Origin of the sequence: Paenochrobactrum gallinarii, from assembly GCF_014205685.1 — a bacterium.
Classification (GTDB): domain Bacteria; phylum Pseudomonadota; class Alphaproteobacteria; order Rhizobiales; family Rhizobiaceae; genus Paenochrobactrum; species Paenochrobactrum gallinarii.
Genome location: NZ_JACIIU010000014.1, coordinates 35,306 through 61,765, shown reverse-complemented (window position 1 = coordinate 61,765; position 26,460 = coordinate 35,306). Strand labels below are relative to the sequence as shown.

The window sequence follows — 26,460 nt, the reverse complement described above, 5'->3', positions numbered from 1 at the left end:
CGGATAATAAAATGCCAAATACAACTGCTGCTGATAATACTGCCGTTATTGTAATCTCAAGCCATGTCGTGCGTGGTTCTGTCGGCAACCGCGCCGCGGTTTTTGCCCTTGAAACACTGGGGCATCCGGTCTGGGCTGTACCGACGGTTATTTTGCCGTGGCATACTGGTCATGGCCCTGCGGGCCGCATCGTGCCGGAAGTGCAGCAGTTCAAGCAATTGATGGAAGATATGGAACGCGCACCCTGGCTTGGTGAAGTAGGTGCGGTTTTAACCGGCTATTTAGGCAATGCAGAACAGGCAAAAGCGGCTGCCAAACTGATCAAAGCGATTAAAGCACGTAATCCGCAGACACTTTATCTATGTGATCCGGTGATTGGTGACCGGGAAGGTCTTTATGTGCCGGAGGCAACCGCAGCAGCGATCCGTGATGAATTATTGCCGCTTGCCGATATCGCCACGCCGAACCGTTTCGAGCTTGCATGGTTGAGCGGTGTTTCGCCTGAAAACAACGAAAAACTGATGGAAGCAGCACTGGATTTAGGCCCTTCACGCATGCTGGTAACGTCCTCATTTGGCATGCTGAATGGCTCGACCGGCAATCTTTTAGTGACAGATGGCCATGCTTATATGGCTGAACATCGCCATGTGGAAGGCCCGACCAATGGTATGGGTGATCTGACAGCGGCACTTTTCCTCGCCCGTATTCTGGACGGGATGACGGATGAAAAAGCGCTTCAAACCACAACCGCATCGGTGTTTGAAATTATGGTGCGCGCAGCCAAGCGTGGCGCTGACGAGCTGATGCTGGAAGCGGATGCCGCCAGTCTTTCTTCACCTATGGCAATGGTGCAAATGCGCCAGCTGATGCATCCGGGCAAAAACTTGCGTGCGTAGGTGTGATTTCTGGTTCCCAAAAAAATAACGATACTTGTGTTATTTTATTGATCTTAAATATCGATAGGGATATTTGAGAGGGATGGCAGATCTTCCAGACACACTCCTCAATGGCTATCGTAATTTCATGAACAATCATTTTGCTCATGAAACAGCCCGTTATCGTGAGCTTGCTGACATTGGTCAGACACCTCAGACCCTTGTTATTGCGTGTTGCGACTCGCGCGCGGCACCAGAAATTATTTTTGATACCGCTCCGGGTGAAATTTTTGTTTTGCGCAATGTCGCAAACCTGATGCCGCCTTATACGCCGGATGGTGAATATCATGCAGCCTCAGCGGCGCTTGAATTTGCAGTCCAAAGCCTCAAGGTCAAACATATCGTTGTGCTTGGGCATGGTCGTTGTGGTGGTATTAAAGCGGCATTGTCGCCGGATCACGCACCATTGTCGCCGGGTGATTTTATCGGCAAATGGATGAGCATTCTGGCACCGGCTGCGGAAAATGTTATCGCCAATACGCTGATGACCGACAGTGAACGTCACACGGCTCTGGAACGTATCTCGATCCGTTATTCAATCCAGAATCTGCGTACTTTCCCGTGCGTTGATATTCTGGAAAAAAAGGGTCGTATCAGTCTGCATGGCGCATGGTTTGATATTTCAACCGGCGAATTGTGGGTGATGGATAAAGAAACCGGCGATTTCAAACGTCCGGATATTGATGATCCGTTTGTAATTCCGGCACCGGCTGCCGGACAGTCAGCTTCTTAAAAATAAAAATTCAACAAAAATCCCGCCGGAATGATCTTCCGGCGGGATTTTTGTTTTTATATCGCGTGACGATTATTTGCCGTCAATAGCCTTGCCCATAATGGCAATGGATTGCTGGTAAACAGTTGCAGCATTCCAGCCTTTAATAGCGCCATAATTTGGCTCACCCTGCTGGTAGCCGGCACCGCGTTTCCAGCCGTGGCCGACAAGGAAGTTTGCAGTCGAGGCCAGAGCATCTGCTTTGGAATTGATCATGTCGATATGGCCGCTGCCATCACCATCAACACCGTATTTCAGCACGTTCAATGGCAGGAACTGGGTCTGGCCGATTTCGCCATGCATAGCGCCGATTGCATTGGGATTGAGGTCTTTATTGTCAATCAGTTTGAGGGCTGCATAAAGCTGTTCGGTAAAGAATGCCGAACGACGGCAGTCATAAGCCAAAGTTGCAACAGCCGAGAGCGTGTGCTGCTTGCCAAGATAGTTGCCGAAGCCGGTTTCCATGCCCCAGATCGCCAGAAGCGGGCCGGCAGGTACGCCGTAGCGCTTTTCAATATTGGCAAACAGCGCAGCATTTGCCTGTTTGTGTGCTTTACCGCGCTTGATGATGGCGTCCGAACCACGCTTCTGCATGAACTCCTTCAGGGAAAGCTTGAAGCTTTTCTGATTACGGTCTGCATTGATAGTTGCCGTTGCATATTTGGTATTGGCCAATGCATTGATGCCGGCTTTACCAATACCGCGGGACGGAGCTTCAGCCAGGGTCTGCTTGAGCCATGCATTATAACCGGCACCATTATTGCCGCATTGGGCTGCATTGGCAGCACCTGTTCCAATGACACTTGCTGCCAAAAGGGCAGCCGCAGCAACTGAGAATTTACCTGTGGCAGACAATGCCATTAGAATCTCCTGAATAATGATTCGAGTTAATGTTGAAATTGATATCACATGAACAAATATCGTGATCAATGCATCATCAATTTCAGCTAATAGTTTTGTTTCGGGGGTCTTAATCCTAAAAATAAGGCAGTTATAGCTGCATCATGGCATTTTTGGGCGGTTTGACCTGCTATTCAACAAGTGAAGAGCCGAATTCGGCTTAACTGTTGCATATATGTTTAAGAGCGGATTTTTAAGGAATTCTTGACTCAATGCCATTTTTACGCTTTAAGCAGGGCTGTTCTGCAAACATGATTATTTGTTTGAGCCGCCGACCGGGACCCGCAATGGTATAAAACGATCCCGGAGGTACACATCCGACAGCGCGATGCGCCCTCGGGTGTCGTTTCGCTTTGGCTGCTTTTTCATTTGTCTTTCGGGCGCATAACAACCATTCTGCGGGTGTTTATCGTAATGCTTGCCGGAACTGTAAGGAAAAAGAATGTTTGAATCACTTCAGGAGCGCTTAGGCTCTATTCTCAACGGTCTGACCGGACGCGGCGCTCTTTCTGAAGGCGACGTATCGGCAGCCCTGCGTGAAGTGCGGCGTGCGCTGATTGAAGCTGACGTGTCGCTGGAAGTTGTTCGTTCTTTTACCGATAAAGTTCGTGAAAAAGCTGTCGGCGCAGAAATTCTCAAAAGCATTAAACCGGGTCAGATGGTCGTCAAGATCGTTCATGACGAATTGGTTGAAATGCTCGGCACCGAAGGTGTCTCAATTGATCTGAATGCGCCGGCACCGGTTGTCATTATGATGGTCGGTTTGCAAGGGTCTGGTAAAACCACCACGACCGGTAAACTTGCCAAGCGTTTGAGTGACCGCCAGCGCAAAAAAGTGCTGATGGCGTCGCTTGATACACGTCGTCCTGCAGCGCAAGAGCAGCTGCGCCAGCTTGGTGAGCAGGTTAGCGTTGACACTTTGCCGATTATTGCCGGTCAGTCGCCGGTTGATATTGCTGCGCGTGCCGTACAGGCTGCAAAGCTTGGCGGTCATGATGTCGTGATCCTCGATACGGCGGGTCGTACCCATATTGACGAGCCGCTGATGGTGGAAATGGCCGAAATTCGTGCCGCTTCCAACCCACATGAAATTTTGCTGGTTGCTGATAGTCTTACCGGTCAGGATGCCGTTAATCTGGCGCGCAATTTTGATGAGCGCGTTGGTATTACCGGTATCGTGCTCACCCGTATGGATGGTGATGGTCGTGGTGGTGCTGCTCTTTCGATGCGCGCCATTACCGGCAAGCCGATCAAAGCGATTGCAACCGGCGAAAAGATGGATGCTCTGGAAGAGTTCCATCCAAAGCGTATTGCCGACCGTATTCTTGGTATGGGCGATATTGTCAGCCTCGTTGAAAAAGCTTCCGAAACCATTGATGCTGAAAAAGCGGCGGCAATGGCGAAGAAAATGCAGTCCGGCAAATTTGATCTTAATGATCTTGCCGATCAGCTTGGTCAGATGAAAAAACTCGGCGGAATGGGCGGTATCATGGGTATGATGCCGGGCATGGGCAAGGCAAAAGATCAGATGGCTGCTGCCGGTCTGGATGACAAGCTTTTTGATCGCCAGTTGGCAATCATCAGCTCAATGACCAAAGCTGAGCGCGCAAACCCTGATTTGCTGAAACATAGCCGCAAGCAGCGTATTGCCAAAGGTTCCGGCACCAATGCTGCCGACATCAACAAGCTTTTGAAAATGCATCGTCAAATGGCTGATATGATGAAAGCCATGGGTAAGGGCGGCAAAGGCGGCCTGATGAAACAGATGATGGGCGGCCTTGCCGGTAAAATGGGGCTTGGTGGTCTCGGTGGCGGTATGGGCGGCCTCGGGGGTGGAATGGGTGGTTTGCCTGATCTGTCGAAAATGGATCCGAAGCAGCTCGAAGCGCTTCAAAAACAAGCAGAAGCTGCAGGCCTGACCAAGGGTGGTCTTCCGGGTCTTGGTGGTGGTTTACCAGGGCTTGGCGGCCCTAAATTGCCTGGTCTTGGTGGCGGCCTTCCGGGCTTACCAAAGAAGAAGTGAGTATGATGAGCGAAGCAAATACAACTCCTGCTGAGTTACTCGCACTGCGTGGCTCAATCGATAATATTGATGCAGCCCTTATTCATATGCTGGCCGAGCGTTTTCGCTGCACCAAAGCCGTCGGCATTTTGAAAGCTGAACAGGGGCTGGCCGCTGCCGACCCTGAACGTGAAAAGCGTCAGGTGGCGCGTCTTCGTGCGCTTGCACAAGATTCAAACCTTGATCCCGATTTTGCTGAAAAATTTCTCAACTTCATCGTGAAAGAAGTTATTCGGCATCATGAACATACCGCCGCTAACCACGGTGAAAACTAAACTGCTGCTAACCGTAGCATAACATTGTTCTGTCCTGACGGTCAGATCTCTTATTTACTCTAAGGAAAAAAAACTATGTCCCTTAAAATTCGTTTGGCACGTGCCGGTTCTAAAAAGCGTCCTTACTACCACATCGTAGTTGCAGATGCACGCAGCCCGCGCGACGGTCGTTTCCTCGAAATCATCGGTTCATGGAACCCGATGCTTGCTAAAGACGCTGAACGCGTTAAAGTTGACGGCGAACGCGCTGCTCATTGGCTCGGTCACGGTGCACAGGCAACCGACCGCGTACTGCGCTTCTTGGATCAGGCTGGTGTTTCCAAGCGTGATACCCGCAACAACCCAACCAAGGGTCTTCCAGGCAAAAAAGCTCAGGAACGTTTGGCAATGGCTAAGCAGGCTGAAGAAGAAGCTGCTGCAAAGGCCGCTGAAGCAGCTGCAGCAGCAGCCGCACCAGCTGAAGAAGCTGCAAGCGAATAATTTGTAACAAGGATCGTGGCTCAGAGCGATATTTTGCATAAAGCCTGATCTTTTATACAGATTTGCATGAAGAATATGAAAGCGGCAGATTATCTGCCGCTTTTCTTTTGCGCTTTTCAGTTTAAACTCAATGTCCTATAGCTTGAATACTGAACCGGATTAATTTTGTTATTGGTTGATAAAACAAGCGCTTTATCAGGAGATATAGATGTCCACTGCGATGACTGCGTCCCGTTCCCGATTTTCCCGTTTGGCTTTGTTTCTCGGCCTTGCGATTTTAATGCCCTTATTGTCCGCTTGCGGTTTCAACACGATTCCAACCAATGAAGAAAAGGCCAAGGCCGCGTGGAGCGAGGTGCTGAACCAGTATCAACGCCGTACCGACCTGATCCCGAATCTGGTGGAAACCGTCAAGGGCTATGCGGCGCATGAGCAGGAAACACTGACCGCAGTGATTGAAGCCCGCTCGAAAGCAACAACTGTGCAATTGAGCCCTGAAATGCTCAATAATCCTGAAATGTTTAAACAGTTTCAGGACAATCAGGCCAATTTGAGCAGTGCATTGTCGCGCTTGATGGTTGTGGTTGAAAGATATCCTGATCTGAAAGCCAATCAGAATTTCCTGGCTTTGCAGTCACAGCTGGAAGGCACAGAAAACCGGATTGCTGTTGCACGCCGTGATTATATTGAAGCGGTTCGCGTTTATAATACTGGCTTAAAAACCATGCCGACCATGCTGTGGAAGATGTTCTGGTTCCGCGATAGTGAACCAATGCCGACTTTCAGCATTGATGCTGCCAGCCAGCAGGCACCAAAGGTCAATTTCTGATTTTTGGTGACTGCGTGAATGACGGGTGATCGTTGAATGACTGCTTCATGCACCATATTTCGTCAACGGCTAAGCCAACTGGCCAGTTTATCTGGCCTGTTGCTGCTGCTTGTCTGGAGCGCGTTTTGTGTAAACGCAACGGCTGCATGGGCACAGGCAAGTTCTTCACCTGAACTTATGCTCACAGGACGCGTGGTCGATGCGGCTAATGTGATTGACCCGCAAACGCGCGCCCGGCTTGTTGCAAAACTTGCTGATTTTGAAAAGACATCATCCGATCAGGTAGTGGTGGTCACGGTTCCAAGCCTCAAAGGCGCCGATATCGAAACCTATTCAAATCAGTTGTTTAGGGCTTGGTCACTGGGGCAAAAGCAAGAAAATAACGGCCTTTTGCTGGTGGTTGCACCCAATGATCGCAAAGTGCGGCTTGAAGTCGGCTACGGGCTTGAAGGGATTATGACCGATGCGCTTTCAAGCGTCATTATTCAAACGATTATCTTGCCGGCCTTCCGCGATGGCGATTATTCCGGCGGTATCGACAAAGGTGTTGAAGGCATCATTGCTGTTCTTTCCGGAGATGGTGCCGAATTGCAAGCGCGTGCCAAACGCAACGCGAAAAGCACAACAGATAATGTTGACTGGGTTGAAGTCGTCTTCCTGATTTTCTGGATCAGTATATTTTTCGGCGGTTTCGGCATGGCGGTTTTGGTGCCGATTTTCGGGCAGAAAATTGCCCCTGGTCGTTATGTCTGGTTGGGTATGACCTTCGATATGCGCTCGCAGGGCGGATCCGGTGGCGGCCGTTCAGGTCGCAGCGGTGGTTTTGGTGGAGGCTTCGGCGGCGGCAGTGGCGGTGGTGGTTTTTCCGGTGGTGGCGGATCATCGGGCGGCGGCGGCGCTTCGGGCAGTTGGTGACGGATCAGTTTTCATGAGCAATCAAACACATCATCAAATTGACAATACCGGCCATAAGCGGATCAGCGCAGCCATTGCTGAAGCGGAAAAAGGCACGAATGGGGAAATTTATGCCGTGCTGGCACGTCGCAGTGATGATTATTTTTTCGCTGCGGGCTTTGTATTTACCTGCGGTATTTTGTTAAGCGCTGTGGTCATGGCCTTTTTGGCGCATTATTATTGGTTTGATATTGCTTTACCGCGCTTTGGTTTGGCAATTCTGGGCGCATTCACTTGCGCGATGTTGCTGTTGTGGTTTTTGCCCGGTTTACGGGTTTTGTTAGTGCCACGCCGCATTCTTTATAAGCGCGCGCATCTCAATGCGATGCAGCAGTTTTTAGCGCGTAATGTGCATCTGACTTCACAGCGTACCGGCATATTACTGTTTGTTTCCTTGGCTGAACATTATGCAGAAGTGGTTGCCGATGCCGGTATTCATGCGAAGGTGGAGCAGGAAGAGTGGAATTCTATTGTTGGCGTTTTGATGAACCACGCCAAACACGATAGATTAAGCGATGGTTTCGTGGAGGCGATTGCCCTTTCAGGCCAATTGCTGAAAAAACATTTTCCGGATGATGGAAACAGTGAAAACGAGCTGGAAGATAAGCTGGTCGAATTGTAAGACTTGTAATGACAAGATTGTCCGGCTCAGCCGAAAAACATGTTAGGAATTTTTTTGGTTGAGTTGGAACAGGCCGCGCCACGCGCTATAGCGACGCCAAAACGCGGCATTTTGGGCTGGATGTTGTTCGATTGGGCAGCACAGCCGTTTTTCACAGTTGTGACTACTTTTATTTTCGGCCCTTATTTCATTGCCCGCATGGCGGAAGATCCGGCACAAGGCCAGGCGGCATGGGGCTATGGGGTGGCAATAGCCGGATTTATCATTGCTATTTTGTCGCCTGTTTTGGGCGCGGTTGCTGATAAAACGGGTGCGCGTAAACCATGGATCAGCTTTTTTTCCGCCGTTAAAATTATCAGTCTGGCAATGCTGTGGTTCGCGGCTCCCGGCTCGTCGCTTGTGGTGGTGCTGATCTTTTTTGCCCTTGCCTCCGTCGCGGCAGAGTTTTCTATTGTTTTTAATGACTCGATGATGCCGCGCTTGGTAAAGCGCGAGGACATTGGCCGCATTTCCAATATTGCATGGGGGCTTGGCTATTTAGGTGGCATGATTATGCTGATTTTCGTAGTCACATGTCTGGCGGCATCGCCCGAAACCGGCACTACGCTGATCGGTATCAAGCCTTTGTGGGGACTTGATCCGCTGACTGGTGAAGATGCCCGTATTACGGGGCCATTAAGTGCCTTGTGGTATTTTGTCTTCATCCTGCCAATGTTTTTCTTCACGCCTGATGCACCGAAAGCATCACGCTTGATGCCTGCAATCCGGTCGGGTTTAAGTGAGTTAAAAGCGACATTGCATGAAGTTCGCCAGCGCTCCGGTATTATGCGTTTTTTAATCGCGCGAATGATTTATCAAGATGGCGTCAACGCGTTACTGGCACTAGGTGGTGGTTTTGCTGCTGCGATGTTTGGCTGGACGATTACGGAAGTCGGGATTTTTGGCATTATTCTCAATGTAGTGGCGATTTTCGGCTGTTTAATTGCCAGCCGATGTGATGCGCTTTTCGGCTCGAAACCAATTGTTATTGTGTCTCTTATTTTGTTGCTGATTGCGACCGTTGGGATTATTTCAACCGGAACTGACTATACTTTATTCGGAGTTTTGACATTTGGTCTGGATGGAGAAGGGCTGTTTGCCACCGGCGCTGAGCGTGCCTATCTGGTTTATGGTTTGCTGATTGGTTTTGCCTTTGGTCCTGTGCAGGCTTCATCGCGTTCATGGTTTGCATGTAGTGTCAAACCGGAAGAAGCAGGGCGCTATTTCGGCATTTACGCATTGGCCGGACGTGCCACTAGTTTTGTGGCGCCTTTCATGGTGGCGACAGTGACGATGGCGCTTGGCTCACCGCGTCTCGGTATGGCGGTGTTATTATTGTTCTTTATCGCTGGATTACTATTGATCGCCAGAACACCTTATCCAGCGGCAAAAGTGTGATGTTTTTTACTTCCTGTTTTTGCCGGAAATGCTCATAAAAAAACCGCCGGATTATCTCCGGCGGTTTTTTAATTTTACATTATCCGCAATGTTTAGTGGCGGAAGTGGCGCATGCCGGTCATCACCATGGCAATGCCATGTTCATCAGCCGCAGCGATCACTTCATCATCGCGCATGGAGCCGCCCGGCTGGATAACAGCGGTCGCACCAGCTTCAATGGCAGAGAGCAGACCGTCTGCAAACGGGAAGAACGCATCGGATGCAACAACTGAACCCTTAGTGAGTGGCGCATCTAAGTTAGCTGTTTCGGCTGCATCTTCTGCCTTGCGCGCTGCAATGCGGGCAGAATCCACGCGGCTCATCTGACCTGCACCAACACCAACAGTTGCACTGTCTTTAACATAGACGATTGCGTTGGATTTAACGTGCTTGGCAACGCGGAACGCGAATTTCAGATCGTTCATTTCAGCGTCGGTTGGCGCGCGCTTGGTGACAACTTTCAGATCGAGATCATCAATATTGCCGTTGTCGCGTGACTGGATCAGCAAGCCGCCAGCAACGGTTTTGGCCGAAACGCCTTCTGCGCGCGGATCAGGCAAGCCACCGGTGGTGAGCAGGCGCAGGTTTTTCTTGGCTGCAACGATCGCTTGCGCTTCTTCGGTTGCATCTGGTGCAATGATCACTTCAGTGAAGATTTTGACAATTTCCTCGGCTGCTTCTGCATCCAGAGTTTTGTTGAGAGCAACAATACCACCGAAGGCTGAAACCGGATCGCAAGCTAAAGCTTTAAGGTAAGCATCCTTAATGCTGTTGCCTTCTGCAACACCGCATGGATTGGCGTGTTTGATAATGGCCACCGCACTGGTGCGGGCCGGGTCAAACTCAGCAACGAGCTCAAAAGCTGCATCGGTGTCGTTGATATTGTTATAAGAAAGCTGTTTGCCCTGAAGCTGCGTTGCGGTGGCAACACCGGCGCGGTTTTCGCCAGTCAGGTAGAAGCCGGCTTTCTGATGCGGGTTTTCGCCATAACGCATAACAGAATGCAAAGTACCTGCAACCGAGCGCCATTTTGGAGCTTCTTGGTTGAGGCTTTCAGCAAACCAGCCGGAAATGGCTGCATCATAAGCGGCAGTGCGCGAAAATGCCTTGGCTGCAAGCTGCTGGCGGAATGCGTAAGGCAATGAGCCGCTGTTTTGCTTCAGCTCAGCAACCACAAGCGCGTAATCTTCCGGATCAACAACCGTTGCCACATAGGCGTGGTTCTTTGCCGAAGCACGGATCATTGCAGGGCCGCCGATGTCGATATTCTCAACCGTTGTGTCATAGTCGCCGCCTTTATAGCGGACTTCTTCAAACGGATAGAGATTGATGACAGCCAGATCGATGCCATGAATATTGTGTTCTTCCATGGCGCTGACATGTTCCGGATCATTGCGCACAGCAAGCAAGGCGCCATGCACGGATGGATGCAATGTCTTGACGCGACCATCCATGATTTCCGGAAAACCAGTGATTTCGGAAACATCGCGTACCGGAATTCCGGCAGCGGCGATTGATTTTGCCGTGCCACCGGTGGACAGCAGTTCAACACCCTGATCATGCAGAGCTTGAGCAAATTCGATAAGACCGGTTTTATCCGATACAGACAGCAGCGCGCGCCGCACCTGACACAGATCAGGAGCAGGGATATGTTTGGAACTAACAGCCATGGAAATTCTCTTCGTTGATGAAACGGGAGGGGATGGCTGCGGGTTAGCACAAGGGGCGGATGAATCCTATCTTAAAAGCCGGATTTTTTGGCTTTTAATAGCAAAAAGCTTGAATTTTAGGCTTTTGAGGCTGTTTTGCCTCAAACATAATTGCCAAGGGCTATGCGTGTCAGCTGCCAGTTGATCTGTTCCAGCTCGGAACCGGAAAAATGCAGCACAATTTGCTTGCTACGTACAGGCCCGCGAAAACCGGCAAAGAAGATTGAGTCTTCCAGCTGCGGTGCAATTTCAAAGCAGGAAAATGCCCATGTGTCATCGCGATCGGCAGAAAGCACCAGCAAACCGTCTTCGTTAAATTCAACATGAACGGAAGGGTGAATGTGAAAACGCACGGCAATATGATCGCGGGTTTTCGCGCCCATCGGTTTGCCGTCTTCACGATAAAAACGGTCGGAGCCTTGAATGATGCTGCCGCTGTGCGAGAGGCAGACGCGGCGTTCATGATGGATGCCGAAAAGGCGGGCATAGCCGTCATGTCGCGCCAGAAAACCCTGCGTGCCGATTTCTTCAATATGCTCACGGTGAACTTTTGTCGGCCCTGCAATGATCGGCGTCCCCAGCATTCTGGACAGTCCGGAATTGAGGCTGAAACGACAAGATGAGGTATCGTTGATTGTCGCAGTGGTGTGCGCTGCGGTCGAGCGTCCGAGCGGGCGGAACTCGGCAGGGCCATAACGGTCAATGCCGGAATTGACGATATAACGCTGGCGACCGGAGGACATTTCAAATGATAAGCAACCGGCATGGGCATCACGCGATGCAGTCACCTGCGGCGGCAGACCTGTATCAGCAATGATCGTGGTGGAGCCCATCGATAAGCGTTCATAGCCGGAATAAGGCGCATGTGTAAGCGGCGCGCCTGCGGTTTCATCATGGCGCAAAACAGAGATAATACGCTCTGGCAAGGTTGGCCCGACACCATTGAAAAGTGCAAGGCTTCCATCCTGATGGCGGAAGAAACGCAAAGCCGGAAGCATGCGTTCGACAGCTTCAATCAGCGCTTTGGGTGGTGTTTCCGTGCCATTGGCATAGGTTTGGCGCAATGGCAGCAGGTCAGCAAGCAATTCAAGTACGGTGACGGGATTGCGCGAAATATGGCCGCCATCGGGTAAAATCTGCCGGTTCAGCTCATATTCAAGATTGCGTTTGGCAGAACGCACCGTTGCCGGAGACATTGGCAGGGCAAGAGAGGCAAAGGCAAGCGCAATGCGGGCACGCAGCTTTTCTTCGCCATCATCCATCACGGCTGCGACAGTGCGCAAATAACGCACTTGCGTCGCCAGTGAACGCATGAATTTACGATAGGCTGGTAGTTCCGCCCCTTCCAAAATAAGATTAGAATGTTGAAGCCATGCGATAATGCGCTGCGCAGTAACTTCCGGCTCCCATGCCGTGCCGTGAATGCGCTTGCTATGCAGCTTGATCCAATCGTCGACAAGGGCGCGTGTATTGGCGCTGGCAAGATCGGTTTCGGCGCTGCGCATATGGCGCAACCAGCCAAAACCGTGCAGTGCTGCTTCCCACGCATGAGTTGGCGGTTCAACGGCAAAAGGCGAAAAGCCACCCGTTTCAACCATGCGACCGGCCAGTGCAAAGCGTCCGTGGTAAAATTCTTGTGCAAGCTGCGGATCAGCAACGCGCAAATCAGGCGGCGCAATTAAAATGCGCTCTGGAGTAAAACCGGTAAAGCGCCAGCGATAAAGCGGCCCCATACGCAAACGACGACTGAAGCGCCGCCATGTTTGTGCGGCAGCCAGTCCCCATAAATGCGGGGTTTCGCTGAGGGCGACAGTCACGCGGCCGGTCTCCTTGCCTGAATTTACGGAATCATATGTCATCGGTCAGCAAAAGGCCAAATCACTGGCCTTCTCTTCTAAGTGTATAATGCTACAAGAATGGTGAATCGAGTGTTAACCATATCAGCTATGAGCTGTATAGGTTAAAACACACAATTCATTGGGATATCAGATATTTAATATCTGACTATGTGGATTTTTTGCGAAAACGGGCTGCAAAAAAACCGTCCATCCCTGCAAGTTGCGGATTTTCATGCGGCATATCCGCAGGTGTCGAGCGCAAAAAACCTTCATCAATGATGAGGTTTTCGATGCCTTCACAATCTTGTGGTGTGATCGGACAGGCTTCCAGTGCCGGATTTTTAAGCGCTGCTCTTGCGACGTCTTCACCCTCTTTCGGATCAAGCGAGCAGTTGGAGAAAACGATAATACCGCCCGGTTTGACGAAATCAACAGCCCGCGCCAGCAGATTGGCCTGAACAGTTGCAAGCTTTGCCAGATCGTCCGGTGTTTTTGTCCAGGGCACATCAGGATGGCGGCGCACGGTGCCGGTGGACGAGCAAGGGGCATCCAAAAGCACGGCATCAAAAAGCTCTTCCGGCTCATAATCCATCAGGTTGGTTTGATGTGTTTTAACAGGAAGCTTCAGACGGTCAAAATTGCCTTGCAGCCTTTTTAAACGATTGGCGGAAAGGTCAAGGGCGGTGACATCGGCACCGGCAAGCGCCAGCTGAGCGGTTTTACCGCCAGGTGCTGCGCAAAGATCGGCAACCTTTTTGCCCTTTAAATCGCCCATGAGGCGGGCGGGCAGGCTCGCAGCCATATCCTGCACCCACCATTCGCCGTCTTCAAAACCTTGCAAATCAGTGAGCGAGCCCTCAAACGAGCCCAAACGTACAGAACCGTTTGGCAAGACAGTGCCGTTCAGCACCTCTGCCCAATGTTTCGGGTCGCCTTTAACCGTGAGATCAATTGGTGGCTCATAGGTTTGCATTTGCAAAATCTTGGCAGCTTTTTCCTCGCCATAAGCAGCAATCAGCATTTCATTGAACCATGCCGGCACATTATTGGCGGCTTGGTCAGTTTTGGCAGCATGTGCCAGTATTTTTTCTTTCGAACGCACAATGCGGCGCAAAATAGCGTTGACGAGGCCTGCATATTTGCGGTTGCGAGGGTCATTGTCCGCAGCCGTGACTGCCAAATCAACTGCCGAGTGATCCGGCACTGAAAGATAAAGGATCTGAGCCGTTGCCACATGCAAAAGATGTTTTAGCGAATGGGCATTTTCCGGCAGCGGGCGATCAAGCAAGCGGCGGATTGTCTGTTCAATCGTGCCGCGATTGCGCAAAGATGTGCCGAGGATCGCGCGCACGAGCGAGCGGTCACGCGGTTCCAGCGCCAGATATTGTGCATTGCCGGAGTTATTATCGGTCAAGCCGTCAAGCGAGCTGTTTTTTTCAATGACTGCGCCAAGCAGGCGCTGCGCACAAAGACGCGCTGCCAGACCCGGACGGTCGAACATGTCATTATGCTGTTTGAAATTCCGTTTTTTTCCGGCGTTTTTTTTGTTAGTTTGGTTCACGACCACGGTCCTTTAAAGCCGGTTGAGCCCTGATCATCATGATTACCCCAAGGGCCGCTTGGCGGTTCAGGAGTAACACGTGATGAAGGCGCTGAATGAGAAAAGCCCATCTCTGCCGCCATTTGCTGCAAAGCTGCAATGCGATTATCAGTATCTGGATGGGTTGAAAACAAATTATCTGCACCGCGTCCAGATAACGGGTTGATAATAAACATATGTGCGGTTGCCGGATTGTGCTCGGCCTCTTCATTTACGGTCGTTTTGGCACTACGGGCAATCTTATTCAAGGCGGAAGCGAGCCAAAGCGGATTACCGCAAATTTCGGCACCTCGGCGGTCGGCTGCATATTCGCGCGTACGACTGACAGCCATTTGCACAATCATAGCGGCAAAAGGGGCAACAATCATGGCAATAACCGTGCCGATAATGCTTAAAATATTATTGCCGTTTTCACGGTTACCGCTGAAGAAAAGCGCAAAATTGCCGAGCATGGAAATGGCACCGGCCAAAGTGGCAGTGATTGTCATCGTCAATGTGTCGCGATTTTGCACATGCGCCAGTTCATGTGCCATCACTCCGGCAATTTCTTCCGGTGTTAAGCGCTGTAAAAGGCCTGTTGTTGCGGCAACGGCTGCGTTTTCCGGATTACGGCCGGTGGCAAAAGCATTGGCCTGATCTTCATGGATGATATAGATTTTAGGTGTCGGCAAACCGGCATTGGCGGCAAGGCCACGGACAATGCGGAAATATTCGGGCGCGGTGCGCTCATCTGCTTCCTGCGCATTATACATACGCAGCACCATTTTGTCGGAATTCCAATAGCCGATGGCATTAGTGGCAATGGCAATCAGCAGTGCAATCATCATGCCGCCGCTGCCGCCCAAAAGATAGCCGACACTCATAAACATGACTGTCATCAAAGCAATCAGCATGGCTGTTCTTGTCATGTTCATTGGCTATCTCCTGTAATCTCGTGCAAATTAGTACGTAAAATACTTTGCACAGCAATTGATCTTGCCTATATCATGGGGATCAGAACGCCAAGCTTCAATAATTAGCTTTTAAACTTATTGTCGATAATAGTGTGGGATAGTGGTTATGACCAAGAGTGATGCAGCAGATCAGGTGCAGGACGTGGCTGCGAAGGCGCGTGATTTTAACGATTTGCCACCTGCTGCACAACGCGCACTTAAAGAAGCGGAAGAGCGCCGGAAAGTTGAAGAACAAGCGGTACCCCTGCGTGAAATCGGCGGACGCGGCGGTAAAGATCCTGCACGATTTGGTGATTGGGAAATCAAAGGCCGCACCATTGATTTTTAAATGAAGTGCCGTCTGCGGGCGTTCATATAATAGATAAATATGAAAAAGGCCGGATAAACCGGCCTTCTTTTTTGATCCAAAGCTAACTTGTATAAGCTTTAAAATTATTTTTTGTTCTGGCGCTGATCGATGAGATCATCCACCACTGCCGGATCAGCAAGGGTAGAGGTGTCGCCTAATGTGCCGAAATCATCTTCGGCAATTTTGCGCAAGATACGGCGCATGATTTTACCGGAACGTGTTTTAGGCAATCCAGGTGCGAACTGGATTTTATCCGGTGTTGCAATCGGCCCGATCTCGGTGCGCACATGCGCAATCAGTTCTTTGCGCAATTCTTCCTGATCTTTAGTTTCGGCATCCGACATCAGCGTGACATAGCAATAAATGCCCTGTCCCTTAATGGCGTGCGGATAGCCTACAACGGCTGCTTCGGACACGTCATGATGCGAAACCAGTGCTGATTCAATTTCAGCCGTTCCCATACGGTGACCGGAAATGTTCAATACGTCATCGACGCGACCGGTGATCCAGTAATAATCATCTTCGTCACGACGCACGCCGTCACCGGAGAAGTATTTGCCCGGATAGGTGGTGAAATAAGCCTCTTTAAAGCGGGCATGATCGCCATAAAGCGTTCTTGCCTGTGATGGCCAAGAATCCACGATGCACAGGTTACCGTCGGTGACGCCTTCCAGCACTCCGCCTTCATTATCGACGATTTGCGGCTTGATGCCGAAGAATGGGCGTGTAGCTGAGCCCGGTTTCAAATCCGTTGCACCCGGCAGCGGACTAATCAGAATGCCGCCGGTTTCGGTCTGCCACCATGTATCGACAATCGGGCAGCGCTGATCGCCAACCACATTATAATACCATTCCCATGCTTCCGGATTGATTGGCTCGCCAACTGAGCCAAGCAGACGCAGAGAGGAGCGGGAAGAGTGGGTGACAAATTCATCGCCTGCACCCATTAATGCGCGAATAGCAGTTGGTGCGGTGTAGAAAATATTAACGTGATGCTTGTCGACCACTTCCCAGAAACGACCGTAATCAGGGAAATTAGGCACGCCTTCAAACATCAATGTCGTTGCGCCATTGGCCAGCGGGCCATAGACCAGATAAGAGTGACCGGTAACCCAGCCCACATCTGCCGTGCACCAATAAACATCGCCGTCCTGATAATCAAAGACATATTGATGGGTCATAGATGCATAGACGAGATAACCGCCGGTTGTATGCAGTACGCCTTTTGGCTTGCCGGTCGAGCCGGAAGTGTAAAGGATGAAAAGCGGATCTTCCGCATTCATTGGCTCCGGTTCGCAAACAGGTGAAGCCTTGGCAATTTCCTGATGATACCAGAGATCTCGACCCGGGCCCCAGCTGATTTTGCCGCCTGTGCGGCGCACAACCAGCACCTTGTTGACCATAACGAATTGCTTGGCAGCAATATCGATGGCTTTATCAGTATTTTCTTTCAGTGCGATTGGTTTACCGCCGCGAACACCCTCATCGGAAGTGATGACAAAAGTTGACTGACAATCGACAATACGACCGGCGAGAGCTTCCGGTGAAAAACCAGCAAAGACGATAGAATGTACCGCGCCAATGCGGGCACAAGCAAGCATTGCATAAGCGGCTTCCGGAATCATCGGCAGATAAATGGTGACGCGATCACCTTTTTTAACGCCGTTATCTTTCAGTACATTGGCTAGGCGGCAGACATTTTCATGCAGTTCGCGATAAGTGATTTTCTTATCGATATAGGGATTGTCGCCTTCCCAGATAATCGCAACCTGATCGCCGCGTGTTTCTAAGTGGCGATCAATACAGTTATAGGCAATATTGGTGATGCCGTCCTCGAACCATTTGATGGAGATATCGCCATCAAAGGAAGTGTTCTTCACTTTGGTGTAAGGCTTGAACCAGTCGATGCGCTTCCCGTGTTTGCCCCAGAACGCCTCCGGATCAGTGATACTTTCCTGATACCACGCTTGATAGGTGGCCTCGTCCATATGCGTATTGGCTTTAGCTCCCGGCAAAACAGGATACAGCTTTTCTGACATGAGTTCCTCCGTTTATAACCGGCAAATCTCCCAAAAGCCGGTATGAGCGATGATTCCCTTAAATCATCATTATCATTTTTTCTATTTATAAACGGCACAGGTCAGAGGTAAAGTTAGACAAAGGCGTTAAGTGCACGCAAAGTGACGCAGATGTTACAACTGGCCAGCTTATATCGAAACCTGCCAGTTGTATTTGTTTTTAACCGGCCTATTCAGCGGCGTTTTGTGGGCGGACACCGAAGATAGCTGAGCCGACGCGTACGGAAGTTGCGCCAAAAGCGATGGCCGTTTCATAGTCAGATGACATGCCCATCGACAGTTTCTCAACGCCAGCTTCGCGGGCAAGTTTTTGTAATAATGCAAAATGCGGGCCTGGATTTTCGTCAACCGGCGGAATGCACATTAAACCCTCAATTTGCAGGCCGTGTTCTTCACGGCAGCGTTTGACAAAAGCTACAGTTTCCAATGGGGAAATGCCGGCTTTTTGTGGCTCAAGCCCCGTATTTACCTGCACATAAAGCTTTGGTGCGCGACCATGTTTTTTAATCTCTTGGGAAATGGCGGCAGCAATCTTTTCGCGGTCGATGGTTTGGATGACATCAAAAAGAGCTACTGCTTCCGCAGTTTTATTTGATTGCAGCGGGCCGATAAGGTGCAATTCGATCCCCTGATACTCTTCACGCAATTTTGGCCATTTGTTTTGGGCTTCCTGAACGCGGTTCTCGCCAAAAATACGCTGGCCGTTTTCAAGGGCAGGGCGAATGCTGTCAGCATCAAAAAATTTGGAAACTGCAATCAGCGATACTGAGTTGGCTTTACGTTTTGCTTCGCGTGTGGCTAAATCAAGCGCATGACGAACAGAATTGAGTGCTTGCGTGATTTGGGAGGCGTGTGAGGACATTTTGCACCTTTCAGGTCATAAAACCGGATTTTTTCGATAGAAATGCGTGTTAATCGCGCCAAAAACTTGACGCTTATCTCAATCCGTGATGAAGCTCCGGCAACTAAGTTTGAGACTCTTTATTCATCCCCTTTGTACGAGTAAATACGGCCATGGCAACCGAACGTTATAATCCCCGCACTACTGAAGCCCATTGGCAGAAAGTCTGGGACGAGGCAAAGACCTTCGAAACGGATAATGATGATCCGCGCGAAAAATATTACGTGCTGGAAATGTTCCCATATCCGTCAGGTCGTATTCATATGGGACATGTGCGCAACTATGCTATGGGTGACGTGGTCGCACGTTACAAACGCGCGCGTGGTTTCAATGTGCTGCACCCTATGGGCTGGGATGCTTTTGGTATGCCTGCTGAAAACGCCGCGATGCAGAATAAAGTACACCCGAAAGAGTGGACCTATCAGAACATCGCTACGATGAAGCGTCAGCTGAAATCGATGGGCTTGTCGCTGGACTGGTCACGCGAATTTGCGACCTGTGATGTGGATTATTATCATCGCCAGCAGATGCTGTTCCTTGATATGTTTGAAAAGGGTCTGGTGACCCGTAAAACATCAAAAGTAAACTGGGATCCGGTTGACAACACAGTGCTTGCCAATGAGCAGGTGGTTGATGGTCGTGGCTGGCGTTCCGGCGCTCTGGTTGAGCAGCGTGAGCTGACCCAGTGGTTCTTTAAAATCACAGATTATAATGAAGAGCTGTTGGCAGCCCTTGATACGCTTGACCAGTGGCCTGAAAAAGTTCGCCTGATGCAGAAAAACTGGATTGGTAAATCCGAAGGTCTGCAACTGCGTTTTGAACTTGATGCAAAGAGCGGCGAAGCTGGTGAGATTGAAGTTTACACCACCCGTCCGGACACTTTGTTTGGTGCATCTTTTATCGCGATTGCTGCGGATCATCCGCTGGCCAAAAAACTCGCGCCTAATAATGCAGCTTTGACCGACTTCATCGCTGAATGCCATCACCATGGCACTTCCGTGGCGACACTTGAAACCATTGAGAAGCAGGGTTTCGATACCGGTCTTCGCGTCAAGCATCCATTTGACGACAACTGGACCTTGCCGGTCTATGTCGCCAATTTCGTGCTGATGGAATATGGTACAGGCGCTGTTTTCGGCTGCCCTGCGCATGATCAGCGCGACTTGGATTTTGCCAATAAATATTCATTGCCGGTACGTCCTGTCGTGTTGCCAAAAGGTGCAGACGCAGCAACATTCAGCGTTGATAAAGATGCTTATTCTGATGATGGCATTATGTTCAACTCGCAGTTCCTTGATGGATTGACACCGCAGGATGCTTTCCAAAAAGTCGCTGAAAAGCTGGAAGCGCAGCAGCTTGATGGTCAGCCACAGGGCAAGCGTAAGGTTCAGTTCCGTTTGCGCGATTGGGGTATTTCCCGTCAGCGTTATTGGGGGTGCCCGATCCCGATGATCCATTGTGATGCTTGTGGTGTGCAGCCGGTTAAACGTGCGGATTTGCCGGTGAAACTGCCGGATGATGTGACATTTGATCGTCCGGGTAACCCGCTTGATCGTCATGAAAGCTGGCGTCATGTGAAATGCCCGAGCTGTGGTGGCGATGCCCGCCGTGAAACCGATACGATGGACACATTTGTCGATTCATCATGGTATTTTGCACGCTTTACCGCGCCGTTTGAAAATGAACCAACCAATCTGAAAGCCGTTGATGGCTGGCTGCCGGTTGATCAATATATCGGTGGTATTGAGCACGCGATCCTGCATTTGCTTTATTCGCGCTTCTTTACCCGTGCGATGAAAGCGACCGGTCACCTGAATGTGGAAGAGCCGTTCAAGGGCTTGTTCACACAAGGCATGGTGGTGCACGAAACCTATAAATGCGATGGTCAGTGGGTATCACCGGCTGAAATCCGCTTTGACGAGCAGGATGGTGTGCGTGTTGCCACAATGCTCGATACAGGCGCGAAAGTGGACATCGGCTCGATTGAAAAAATGTCGAAGTCGAAGAAAAACGTTGTCGATCCGGATGATATTATTTCGTCTTATGGTGCTGACACCGCGCGCTGGTTTATGCTTTCCGACAGTCCGCCGGAACGTGACGTGATCTGGACAGAAGCTGGTGCAGAAGGTGCGCATCGCTTTGTACAACGCGTTTGGCGTGTGGTCAGCGAAGCCGCTGATGCCTTGAAGAATGCTACACCAAAAGCCGCACTGGAAGGTGATGCAGCTCAGGTTTCCAAGGCTGCGCATAAAGTGCTTCAGGCTGTTGGCGAAGATTTGGAAAAGCTGGCCTTCAACCGTGCAGTTGCCCGTCTTTATGAGCTGGTGAATGCGCTTTCAGGTGCCTTGCAGCAGGTTAAAAACGGTGAGGCCGATGATGCATTGAAGAGTGCAGTTCGCGAAGCCATTGAAATTCTGCTGGTTATGATTGCTCCAATGATGCCGCATCTGGCTGAAGAATGCTCCAAAACACTGGGCGGTACCATTAATGGTAAAGCAACATTGGTGTCTGAAGCAGCATGGCCTCAGTTCAATCCGGGATTGATTGTTGAAAATGATGTGGTTTTACCTGTTCAAATCAACGGTAAACGAAAAGGGGATTTGACAATCGCGCGCGATGCAGATCAATCTGCTATTCAGCAAGCGGTGCTCGAACTCGATTTCGTGAAACATGCCCTTCAGGGCAACGCACCTAAAAAGATCATTGTAGTGCCACAAAGGATCGTCAATGTCGTTGCCTGACTGCATTAAAAAAGTCACTTCACCGGTTCGCAGCCTTATCACACTTGTGATAATGGCTGTGGCTGTTGCCGGATGTACCGTTCAGCCGCTTTATTCAGGAGGCAGTACGGGGGAAATTGGTGCGGGTGTTACACCTGATATGCGTTCCAAACTGGCATCAGTTTCGATCGAGCCGGCAAATGACATTTTTCAGCAGGCCGTACGTAACCGTTTGATTTTCTTGCTCGGTGGCGGAGCGGGTGAGCCACAATATCCGGCTTACAAGCTGCGCATGGGTTTGAATAAAACCACTGTTTCGGCTGTCACTGTGGATGTGGGCGACAAAACAGACCGCACCGGTCGTCCTTCTGCTGGCTCCGTTCGTGCATTCTCTGATTATGTTTTGCTCGATAATCAGGGTAAGCCGGTTGCTCGTGGCAAGCGTACAGTTTTTGCTTCCTTTGACCGCCCGCGTCAGGAATTTGCAAATCTGCGTGCTGAACGTGATGCACAAAAACGTGCGGCTGAGGAATTGGCCGAGCAGATTTTCTTGTCACTGGCACAGGATTTGTCGAAGCTTTAAGTTTCGAAACAAGTTTATTAAAAAGCCCCGCTCTGAGATTTCAGAGCGGGGCTTTTTCGTATTGCTGATTAATTGGAGGCTTTGGCCACATAATCACGCCATGCTGGCAGATTATATTCGTTCAGGCTCTCAGCTGCCATGACGGCTCGCGCAACGGCTTGCGCCATTACAAAAGCAGCAATAGTGCCGATTGATGTGACATTGCCCTCAACACCTTCCAGCTTGCCGGTGGAAAGTGCGAAAATAGTATCGCCATCCGACATTGTATGGATCGGGTTGATGCTGCGGGCAAAGCCGTCATGCGCCATTTCAGCGATTTTCTTCAGCTGAGCTTTATTGAATGGCACGTTGGTGGCAATTGCACCAATGGTGGTGTTAGCACCTACGGCTTTCACCACATTGCGGCCGTTCATGATCGCGCCAACAGTGTCGCGGAAGCCGTTGCCGTCTTCATTGCGTGCACCGGCAATAATCTGGTTGGTGCGCGGATCGTAAACATCTCCGACGGCGTTGACAGCAACAATCGCACCAACAACCACTTCCGTGCCCGGAACTTTATAACTGGCAGTACCAAGGCCACCCTTCATGGAGAAGTCAGGGCCAAACATTTTGCCGACGGTTGCACCGGCACCGGCACCCACATTGCCCTCAGCACTTTCAGTTGTGTTGGCTGCAAGACATGCCTGATAACCAGCTTCTGCATCAGGACGGATGGAAAAATCTCCAACGCCTAAATCCATCAGAATCGCTGCCGGAACAATTGGCACAACTCCATTGCCGATTTTAAAACCGATTTTGTTTTCTTCCAGATAGCGCATCACGCCGCTTGCCGCATCCAGGCCATAGGCGCTGCCGCCCGAAAGCATGACAGCATGCACGCGATCAACCATATTGATCGGGTCGAGCAGGTCTGTTTCACGGGTCCCAGGTGCGGAACCGCGTACGTCGACGCCTGCTGTTGCGCCTTCTTCACATAAAAGAACACTACAGCCGGTCGGACGGGTGGAAAGCGTGTGGTGGCCAAGCTTGATACCTGGAACGTCAACAATCGAGCCGCCCAAAAGTGCTGTCAATTCCATTGCGGTTTCCTTTGTCTGAGCGGCATTTGCCATGCCGGCAGACATAACAGTGCCGACACCAGCAGCGCCAAGACCAATGAGTGACTTGGTGAAATTTCTACGATCCAATGATTTTCCTCCGGTTTTATCATCATCTTATTGTTTGTTGGATGTGACATTATCCCAGAGAAAAATCTTTCGCTACGATAAATCGCTGTAAGCTACTGATTTTTATGAATGCTTTGTGGTTAATTCAGTTGGACAAAATGATGCTCGGAGAGTTGCTGATATTGGCGTGGTGCCGGTTGATAGTCTGGTGAACGCACCGGACTTTTTAATTCATCCACTTGCATCATACGACGTAAATGGCGGCGCTCCGGATCAGGGATTGGCACAGCAGATAAGAGTTTCTTGGTATATGGGTGTTGCGGGTTTTCGAAAATTTCCGCCCGTTTGCCGATCTCGACAATCTCGCCCAGATACATCACCGCCACACGGTGGCTGACGCGCTCGACTACTGCCATGTCGTGACTGATGAAAAGATAAGCAAGTTTGAGATTGGCTTGCAGTTCAAGCATCAGATTGATCACTTGTGCTTTGATGGAGACATCAAGTGCGGAGACAGATTCATCGGCAACAATAACCTTTGGATCCATCGCCAGCGCACGTGCAATGCAAATGCGCTGGCGCTGCCCCCCCGAAAACTCATGCGGAAAACGCTTGGCCATGTCCGGTGTTAGTCCGACACGCAGCAATAAGTCAGCGACGATTTTTTCCGCTTGCGCTTTTGTTCCCATCTTATGCTCAAGATAAGGCTCGGCAATCGTTGCCCCCACACGCATGCGCGGATTAAGGCTGGCAAAAGGATCCTGGAAAATCATCTGCATTTTATGGCGGATTTGGCGCAGTTCCTTATGATCCATGGCCGAAATATCTTGTCCGTCAAGCCGGATAACGCCTTCGTCCGGTTGAATAAGGCGCATTACAGCGCGCGCGGTGGTGGATTTTCCACATCCCGATTCACCCACCAATGACAGGGTTTCGCCCGGTTGCAGCGCGAAGCTGACATCTTCAATAGCGTGAACGCGACCCTGTAACCGCCCCATGAGACCTGCATGAATGTCAAAGCGTTTGCTTAAATTTTTAACTTCCAGCACCGGTGCTGATTGATGGTCGACTGTATCGGCAGAGACAACAGGCTCCCCCGGTAAACCGGTCTTGGGATCAAGATCGGGAAAGCGCAAAGGCCGGTCATAAGGTTTCATTGAACCGAGCATAGGCACAGCAGAAAGCAGCGCTCGTGTATAGGGATGTTTGGAGTGATTGAAAATATCGGCAGTGTCACCGCTCTCAACAGCCTCGCCACGGAACATCACCACAGTACGATCAGCAATTTCGGCAACGACACCCATGTCATGGGTGATGAACAGCACTGATGTGCCTTCCTCTTCCTGCAAGGTTTTGATGAGATCGAGAATTTGGCCTTGAATGGTGACATCCAATGCGGTGGTCGGCTCATCGGCAATCAACAGTTTGGGGCGGCTGGCAAGTGCCATTGCAATCATCACGCGCTGGCGCATGCCGCCAGAGAAACGATGCGGATATTCATCGAAACGGCTGGCAGCTGATGGAATGCGCACACGGTCAAGCAGCCGGATCGTTTCGGCTTTTGCTTCTTCATGGCTCATATTACGGTGGCATAATAGCGCTTCCGATATCTGATCGCCAATGGTGAAAAGCGGGTTTAGCGATGTCATCGGCTCTTGAAAAATCATCGCAATATCATTGCCGCGTACTTTGCGCATTTGCGCTTCCGGCAGTTGCAGCAAGTCTTTGCCATTGAGAAGCACACGCCCCCCAATTCGGCTGGTGTCGCGCGGCAATAATTGCATGACTGATAAGGAGGTGACACTTTTACCGGAACCGGATTCACCCACCACAGCAACAGTTTCACCCGGATTTACGGTAAAGGAGATATCACGGACAACGGATTTCCATTGTCCTTCACTCAAAAAGCTGGTGGTCAGATTTTCAACTGACAATACCGGAGAGACAGCCTTTGTTGTTGTCATGATGGATCTCCCAAAGTTTCAAATTTTATGCGATGACTGAAGAAAGCGAAGGCAAATTAATCCGGCCAGCGACGCAAACTATCGAAGCTTTTTTTGGTGCGGTCGGCGAGCGGGGTGGCAATTATTTCATTAGAGCTACGCGCTTTGGTCAGTTCTTCACTTAAACGTCTGGCGACAATTGTTTCTTGTCCATCATGCAGATTGCATGGATCAAGGTAGAAGTAATGATGCTCAACCTCATGATCACGCGCAATGATTGGCGGCGTTCCGCGTGCCAAGGCATCCACCAAATCCCATGCCGTAATATGGGTTTCTTGCGGATTTATATTGACGCGCAGACGATCAAGCGGATTGTGGGTCGGGTCGGCTTCAATAACCGGATTAACGCCTGCAAAATCTTGCAGCGTTGCCTGCCACAGATCAAGAAAAGCTTTTTCACGCGCACGTACGGCTTCATGATCACGCTTTTCCCATGCTTCAAGCGCCGCCATCACGCCATAGACACTTTCCTTGCCGACCTTCATGCCGCGGCCAATGCCGCAATTTTGCAAATAAGCATGGCGCACGAGTTTTTTGCTGCCGGCAACAATGCCGGAGGTAGGGCCGCTTAAAAACTTATGTCCCGAATAAAGCACGATATCGGCACCTGCTTCGAGGAAGCCTTTAAGGTCGTATTCTGATGCAGCATCGACAATCACCGGAATGTTGCGGGCGTGGCAAATCTCGACAAAGCGTTTAAGTTCCAGCAGTCCGTAATGAACCACATGATGGGAGACAACATAAATGGCGGCGGCAGTGTTTTCGCTGATGGCGCCTTCGAGATGAAAATCATAACATGTCGTTGCTTGCCCGATCAGCACCGGCTTGCCACCGGCAATACGAATAGCCTGATCAACGGGTGCGCCATAGCTTACCACATGCCCCATCTGCACGATGATTTCTCTTTTTTCCGTTTTAGTTTCTGGCAGAAGTTCAATCGCTGATAGATCATCGCCTGTGATGGCACCGGCGACTGCCATGCTGATACCGGCAGAACAGGACGCGGTGACAAAGCCTGCTTCTGCGCCGGTTAGGCGGGCAATGACTTTGCCTGCTTTGCGTTGCAGGTCATTCATTTCGACAAATTGCGGTAAAATTTCCGCCATGGCTTTCGCTACTTCCGGCAGTGCGATGGAAGCGCCGAGCCCTGTCATCGTGCCGGAGACATTGATAATATTGCGCAAACCTAATGTTTGATGCAGATTTGTTTCAGCCATGGGAGCCTCCGGTCATCAATGCGGGTAAGAGAAATTTT

Annotated in this window: 22 protein-coding genes; 12 read left to right on the top strand and 10 right to left on the bottom strand. The window is 50.5% G+C overall.

Annotated features, from left to right (window positions below; genetic code table 11):
* Positions 1-11: 11 nt before the first annotated feature.
* Together pdxY and FHS77_RS12405 are read left to right on the top strand one after the other, a co-directional pair.
* The gene (gene pdxY / locus FHS77_RS12410) at positions 12-896 is read left to right on the top strand and encodes a pyridoxal kinase PdxY (protein WP_184223839.1); all 885 of its coding nucleotides are present in this window, start codon (positions 12-14) and stop codon (positions 894-896) included.
* An 82-nt stretch (positions 897-978) separates the two neighbouring features.
* Positions 979-1,668, top strand: coding sequence for a carbonic anhydrase (locus tag FHS77_RS12405; protein WP_184223837.1), 690 nt, complete (start codon positions 979-981; stop codon positions 1,666-1,668).
* A gap of 72 nt (positions 1,669-1,740) precedes the next feature.
* Here FHS77_RS12405 and FHS77_RS12400 read toward each other — a convergent pair whose 3' ends face one another.
* Entirely contained in the window at positions 1,741-2,568 is an 828-nt protein-coding gene (locus tag FHS77_RS12400; RefSeq protein ID WP_184223835.1) for a lytic murein transglycosylase, read from the bottom strand.
* 481 nt (positions 2,569-3,049) lie between these two features.
* Here FHS77_RS12400 and ffh point away from each other — a divergent pair, with 481 nt between their 5' ends.
* From ffh to FHS77_RS12365, 7 genes are all read left to right on the top strand, one after another.
* The gene (ffh, locus tag FHS77_RS12395) at positions 3,050-4,630 is read left to right on the top strand and encodes a signal recognition particle protein (protein WP_184223833.1); all 1,581 of its coding nucleotides are present in this window, start codon (positions 3,050-3,052) and stop codon (positions 4,628-4,630) included.
* Between the two features lie 2 nt (positions 4,631-4,632).
* Positions 4,633-4,944, top strand: coding sequence for a chorismate mutase (locus tag FHS77_RS12390; RefSeq protein ID WP_184223830.1), 312 nt, complete (start codon positions 4,633-4,635; stop codon positions 4,942-4,944).
* A 75-nt stretch (positions 4,945-5,019) separates the two neighbouring features.
* Positions 5,020-5,424 carry a 30S ribosomal protein S16 gene (rpsP, locus tag FHS77_RS12385; protein WP_184223828.1) on the top strand — a complete coding sequence of 135 codons (405 nt, stop codon included), beginning with the start codon at positions 5,020-5,022 and terminating at the stop codon, positions 5,422-5,424.
* Between the two features lie 208 nt (positions 5,425-5,632).
* A complete protein-coding gene (locus FHS77_RS12380) occupies positions 5,633-6,253 on the top strand; it encodes a LemA family protein (protein ID WP_184223826.1) in 621 nt (206 codons plus the stop codon).
* Between the two features lie 36 nt (positions 6,254-6,289).
* Positions 6,290-7,168, top strand: coding sequence for a TPM domain-containing protein (locus FHS77_RS12375; protein WP_184223825.1), 879 nt, complete (start codon positions 6,290-6,292; stop codon positions 7,166-7,168).
* 13 nt (positions 7,169-7,181) lie between these two features.
* Positions 7,182-7,829, top strand: coding sequence for a TPM domain-containing protein (locus tag FHS77_RS12370; protein WP_184223823.1), 648 nt, complete (start codon positions 7,182-7,184; stop codon positions 7,827-7,829).
* Between the two features lie 39 nt (positions 7,830-7,868).
* Positions 7,869-9,266, top strand: coding sequence for an MFS transporter (locus tag FHS77_RS12365; RefSeq protein ID WP_184223821.1), 1,398 nt, complete (start codon positions 7,869-7,871; stop codon positions 9,264-9,266).
* 92 nt (positions 9,267-9,358) lie between these two features.
* Here FHS77_RS12365 and purH read toward each other — a convergent pair whose 3' ends face one another.
* The 4 genes from purH to htpX all read right to left on the bottom strand — a co-directional run bounded on the left by purH (position 9,359) and on the right by htpX (position 15,366).
* Positions 9,359-10,975 (bottom strand): bifunctional phosphoribosylaminoimidazolecarboxamide formyltransferase/IMP cyclohydrolase, encoded by a 1,617-nt coding sequence (purH, locus tag FHS77_RS12360; RefSeq protein WP_184223819.1) that lies wholly within the window; start codon positions 10,973-10,975, stop codon positions 9,359-9,361.
* A gap of 140 nt (positions 10,976-11,115) precedes the next feature.
* On the bottom strand, positions 11,116-12,831 hold the full coding sequence (locus FHS77_RS12355) for a heparinase II/III domain-containing protein (protein WP_184223817.1): 1,716 nt from the start codon (positions 12,829-12,831) through the stop codon (positions 11,116-11,118).
* Between the two features lie 187 nt (positions 12,832-13,018).
* Entirely contained in the window at positions 13,019-14,353 is a 1,335-nt protein-coding gene (locus FHS77_RS12350; RefSeq protein ID WP_184223815.1) for an RsmB/NOP family class I SAM-dependent RNA methyltransferase, read from the bottom strand.
* A gap of 56 nt (positions 14,354-14,409) precedes the next feature.
* The gene (gene htpX / locus FHS77_RS12345) at positions 14,410-15,366 is read right to left on the bottom strand and encodes a zinc metalloprotease HtpX (protein WP_184223814.1); all 957 of its coding nucleotides are present in this window, start codon (positions 15,364-15,366) and stop codon (positions 14,410-14,412) included.
* A 145-nt stretch (positions 15,367-15,511) separates the two neighbouring features.
* On the opposite strand from htpX, the gene FHS77_RS12340 reads away from it, so the two are divergent.
* Positions 15,512-15,733 carry a DUF1674 domain-containing protein gene (locus tag FHS77_RS12340; protein ID WP_184223812.1) on the top strand — a complete coding sequence of 74 codons (222 nt, stop codon included), beginning with the start codon at positions 15,512-15,514 and terminating at the stop codon, positions 15,731-15,733.
* A 104-nt stretch (positions 15,734-15,837) separates the two neighbouring features.
* Here FHS77_RS12340 and acs read toward each other — a convergent pair whose 3' ends face one another.
* Both acs and FHS77_RS12330 read right to left on the bottom strand, forming a co-directional pair.
* Complete coding sequence (acs, locus tag FHS77_RS12335) at positions 15,838-17,793, bottom strand: acetate--CoA ligase (protein ID WP_184223810.1); 1,956 nt, start codon at positions 17,791-17,793, stop codon at positions 15,838-15,840.
* 208 nt (positions 17,794-18,001) lie between these two features.
* The gene (locus tag FHS77_RS12330; protein ID WP_184223808.1) at positions 18,002-18,694 is read right to left on the bottom strand and encodes a YggS family pyridoxal phosphate-dependent enzyme; all 693 of its coding nucleotides are present in this window, start codon (positions 18,692-18,694) and stop codon (positions 18,002-18,004) included.
* A 152-nt stretch (positions 18,695-18,846) separates the two neighbouring features.
* On the opposite strand from FHS77_RS12330, the gene leuS reads away from it, so the two are divergent.
* Positions 18,847-21,474 carry a leucine--tRNA ligase gene (gene leuS / locus FHS77_RS12325; protein ID WP_184223806.1) on the top strand — a complete coding sequence of 876 codons (2,628 nt, stop codon included), beginning with the start codon at positions 18,847-18,849 and terminating at the stop codon, positions 21,472-21,474.
* A complete protein-coding gene (gene lptE / locus FHS77_RS12320; RefSeq protein WP_184223804.1) occupies positions 21,461-22,036 on the top strand; it encodes an LPS assembly lipoprotein LptE in 576 nt (191 codons plus the stop codon). The genes leuS and lptE overlap by 14 nt, the downstream gene beginning before the upstream one ends.
* 68 nt (positions 22,037-22,104) lie before the next feature.
* Here lptE and FHS77_RS12315 read toward each other — a convergent pair whose 3' ends face one another.
* The 3 genes from FHS77_RS12315 to FHS77_RS12305 form a co-directional block, all read right to left on the bottom strand.
* Positions 22,105-23,160, bottom strand: a complete 1,056-nt coding sequence (locus FHS77_RS12315; protein WP_374786264.1) for a P1 family peptidase — start codon at positions 23,158-23,160, stop codon at positions 22,105-22,107.
* Between the two features lie 182 nt (positions 23,161-23,342).
* Positions 23,343-25,166 (bottom strand): ABC transporter ATP-binding protein, encoded by a 1,824-nt coding sequence (locus FHS77_RS12310; protein ID WP_184223800.1) that lies wholly within the window; start codon positions 25,164-25,166, stop codon positions 23,343-23,345.
* A gap of 56 nt (positions 25,167-25,222) precedes the next feature.
* Positions 25,223-26,422: an aminotransferase class V-fold PLP-dependent enzyme gene (locus tag FHS77_RS12305; protein ID WP_184223798.1), complete on the bottom strand. Its 1,200-nt coding sequence runs from the start codon at positions 26,420-26,422 to the stop codon at positions 25,223-25,225.
* Between the last annotated feature and the right edge of the window lie 38 nt (positions 26,423-26,460).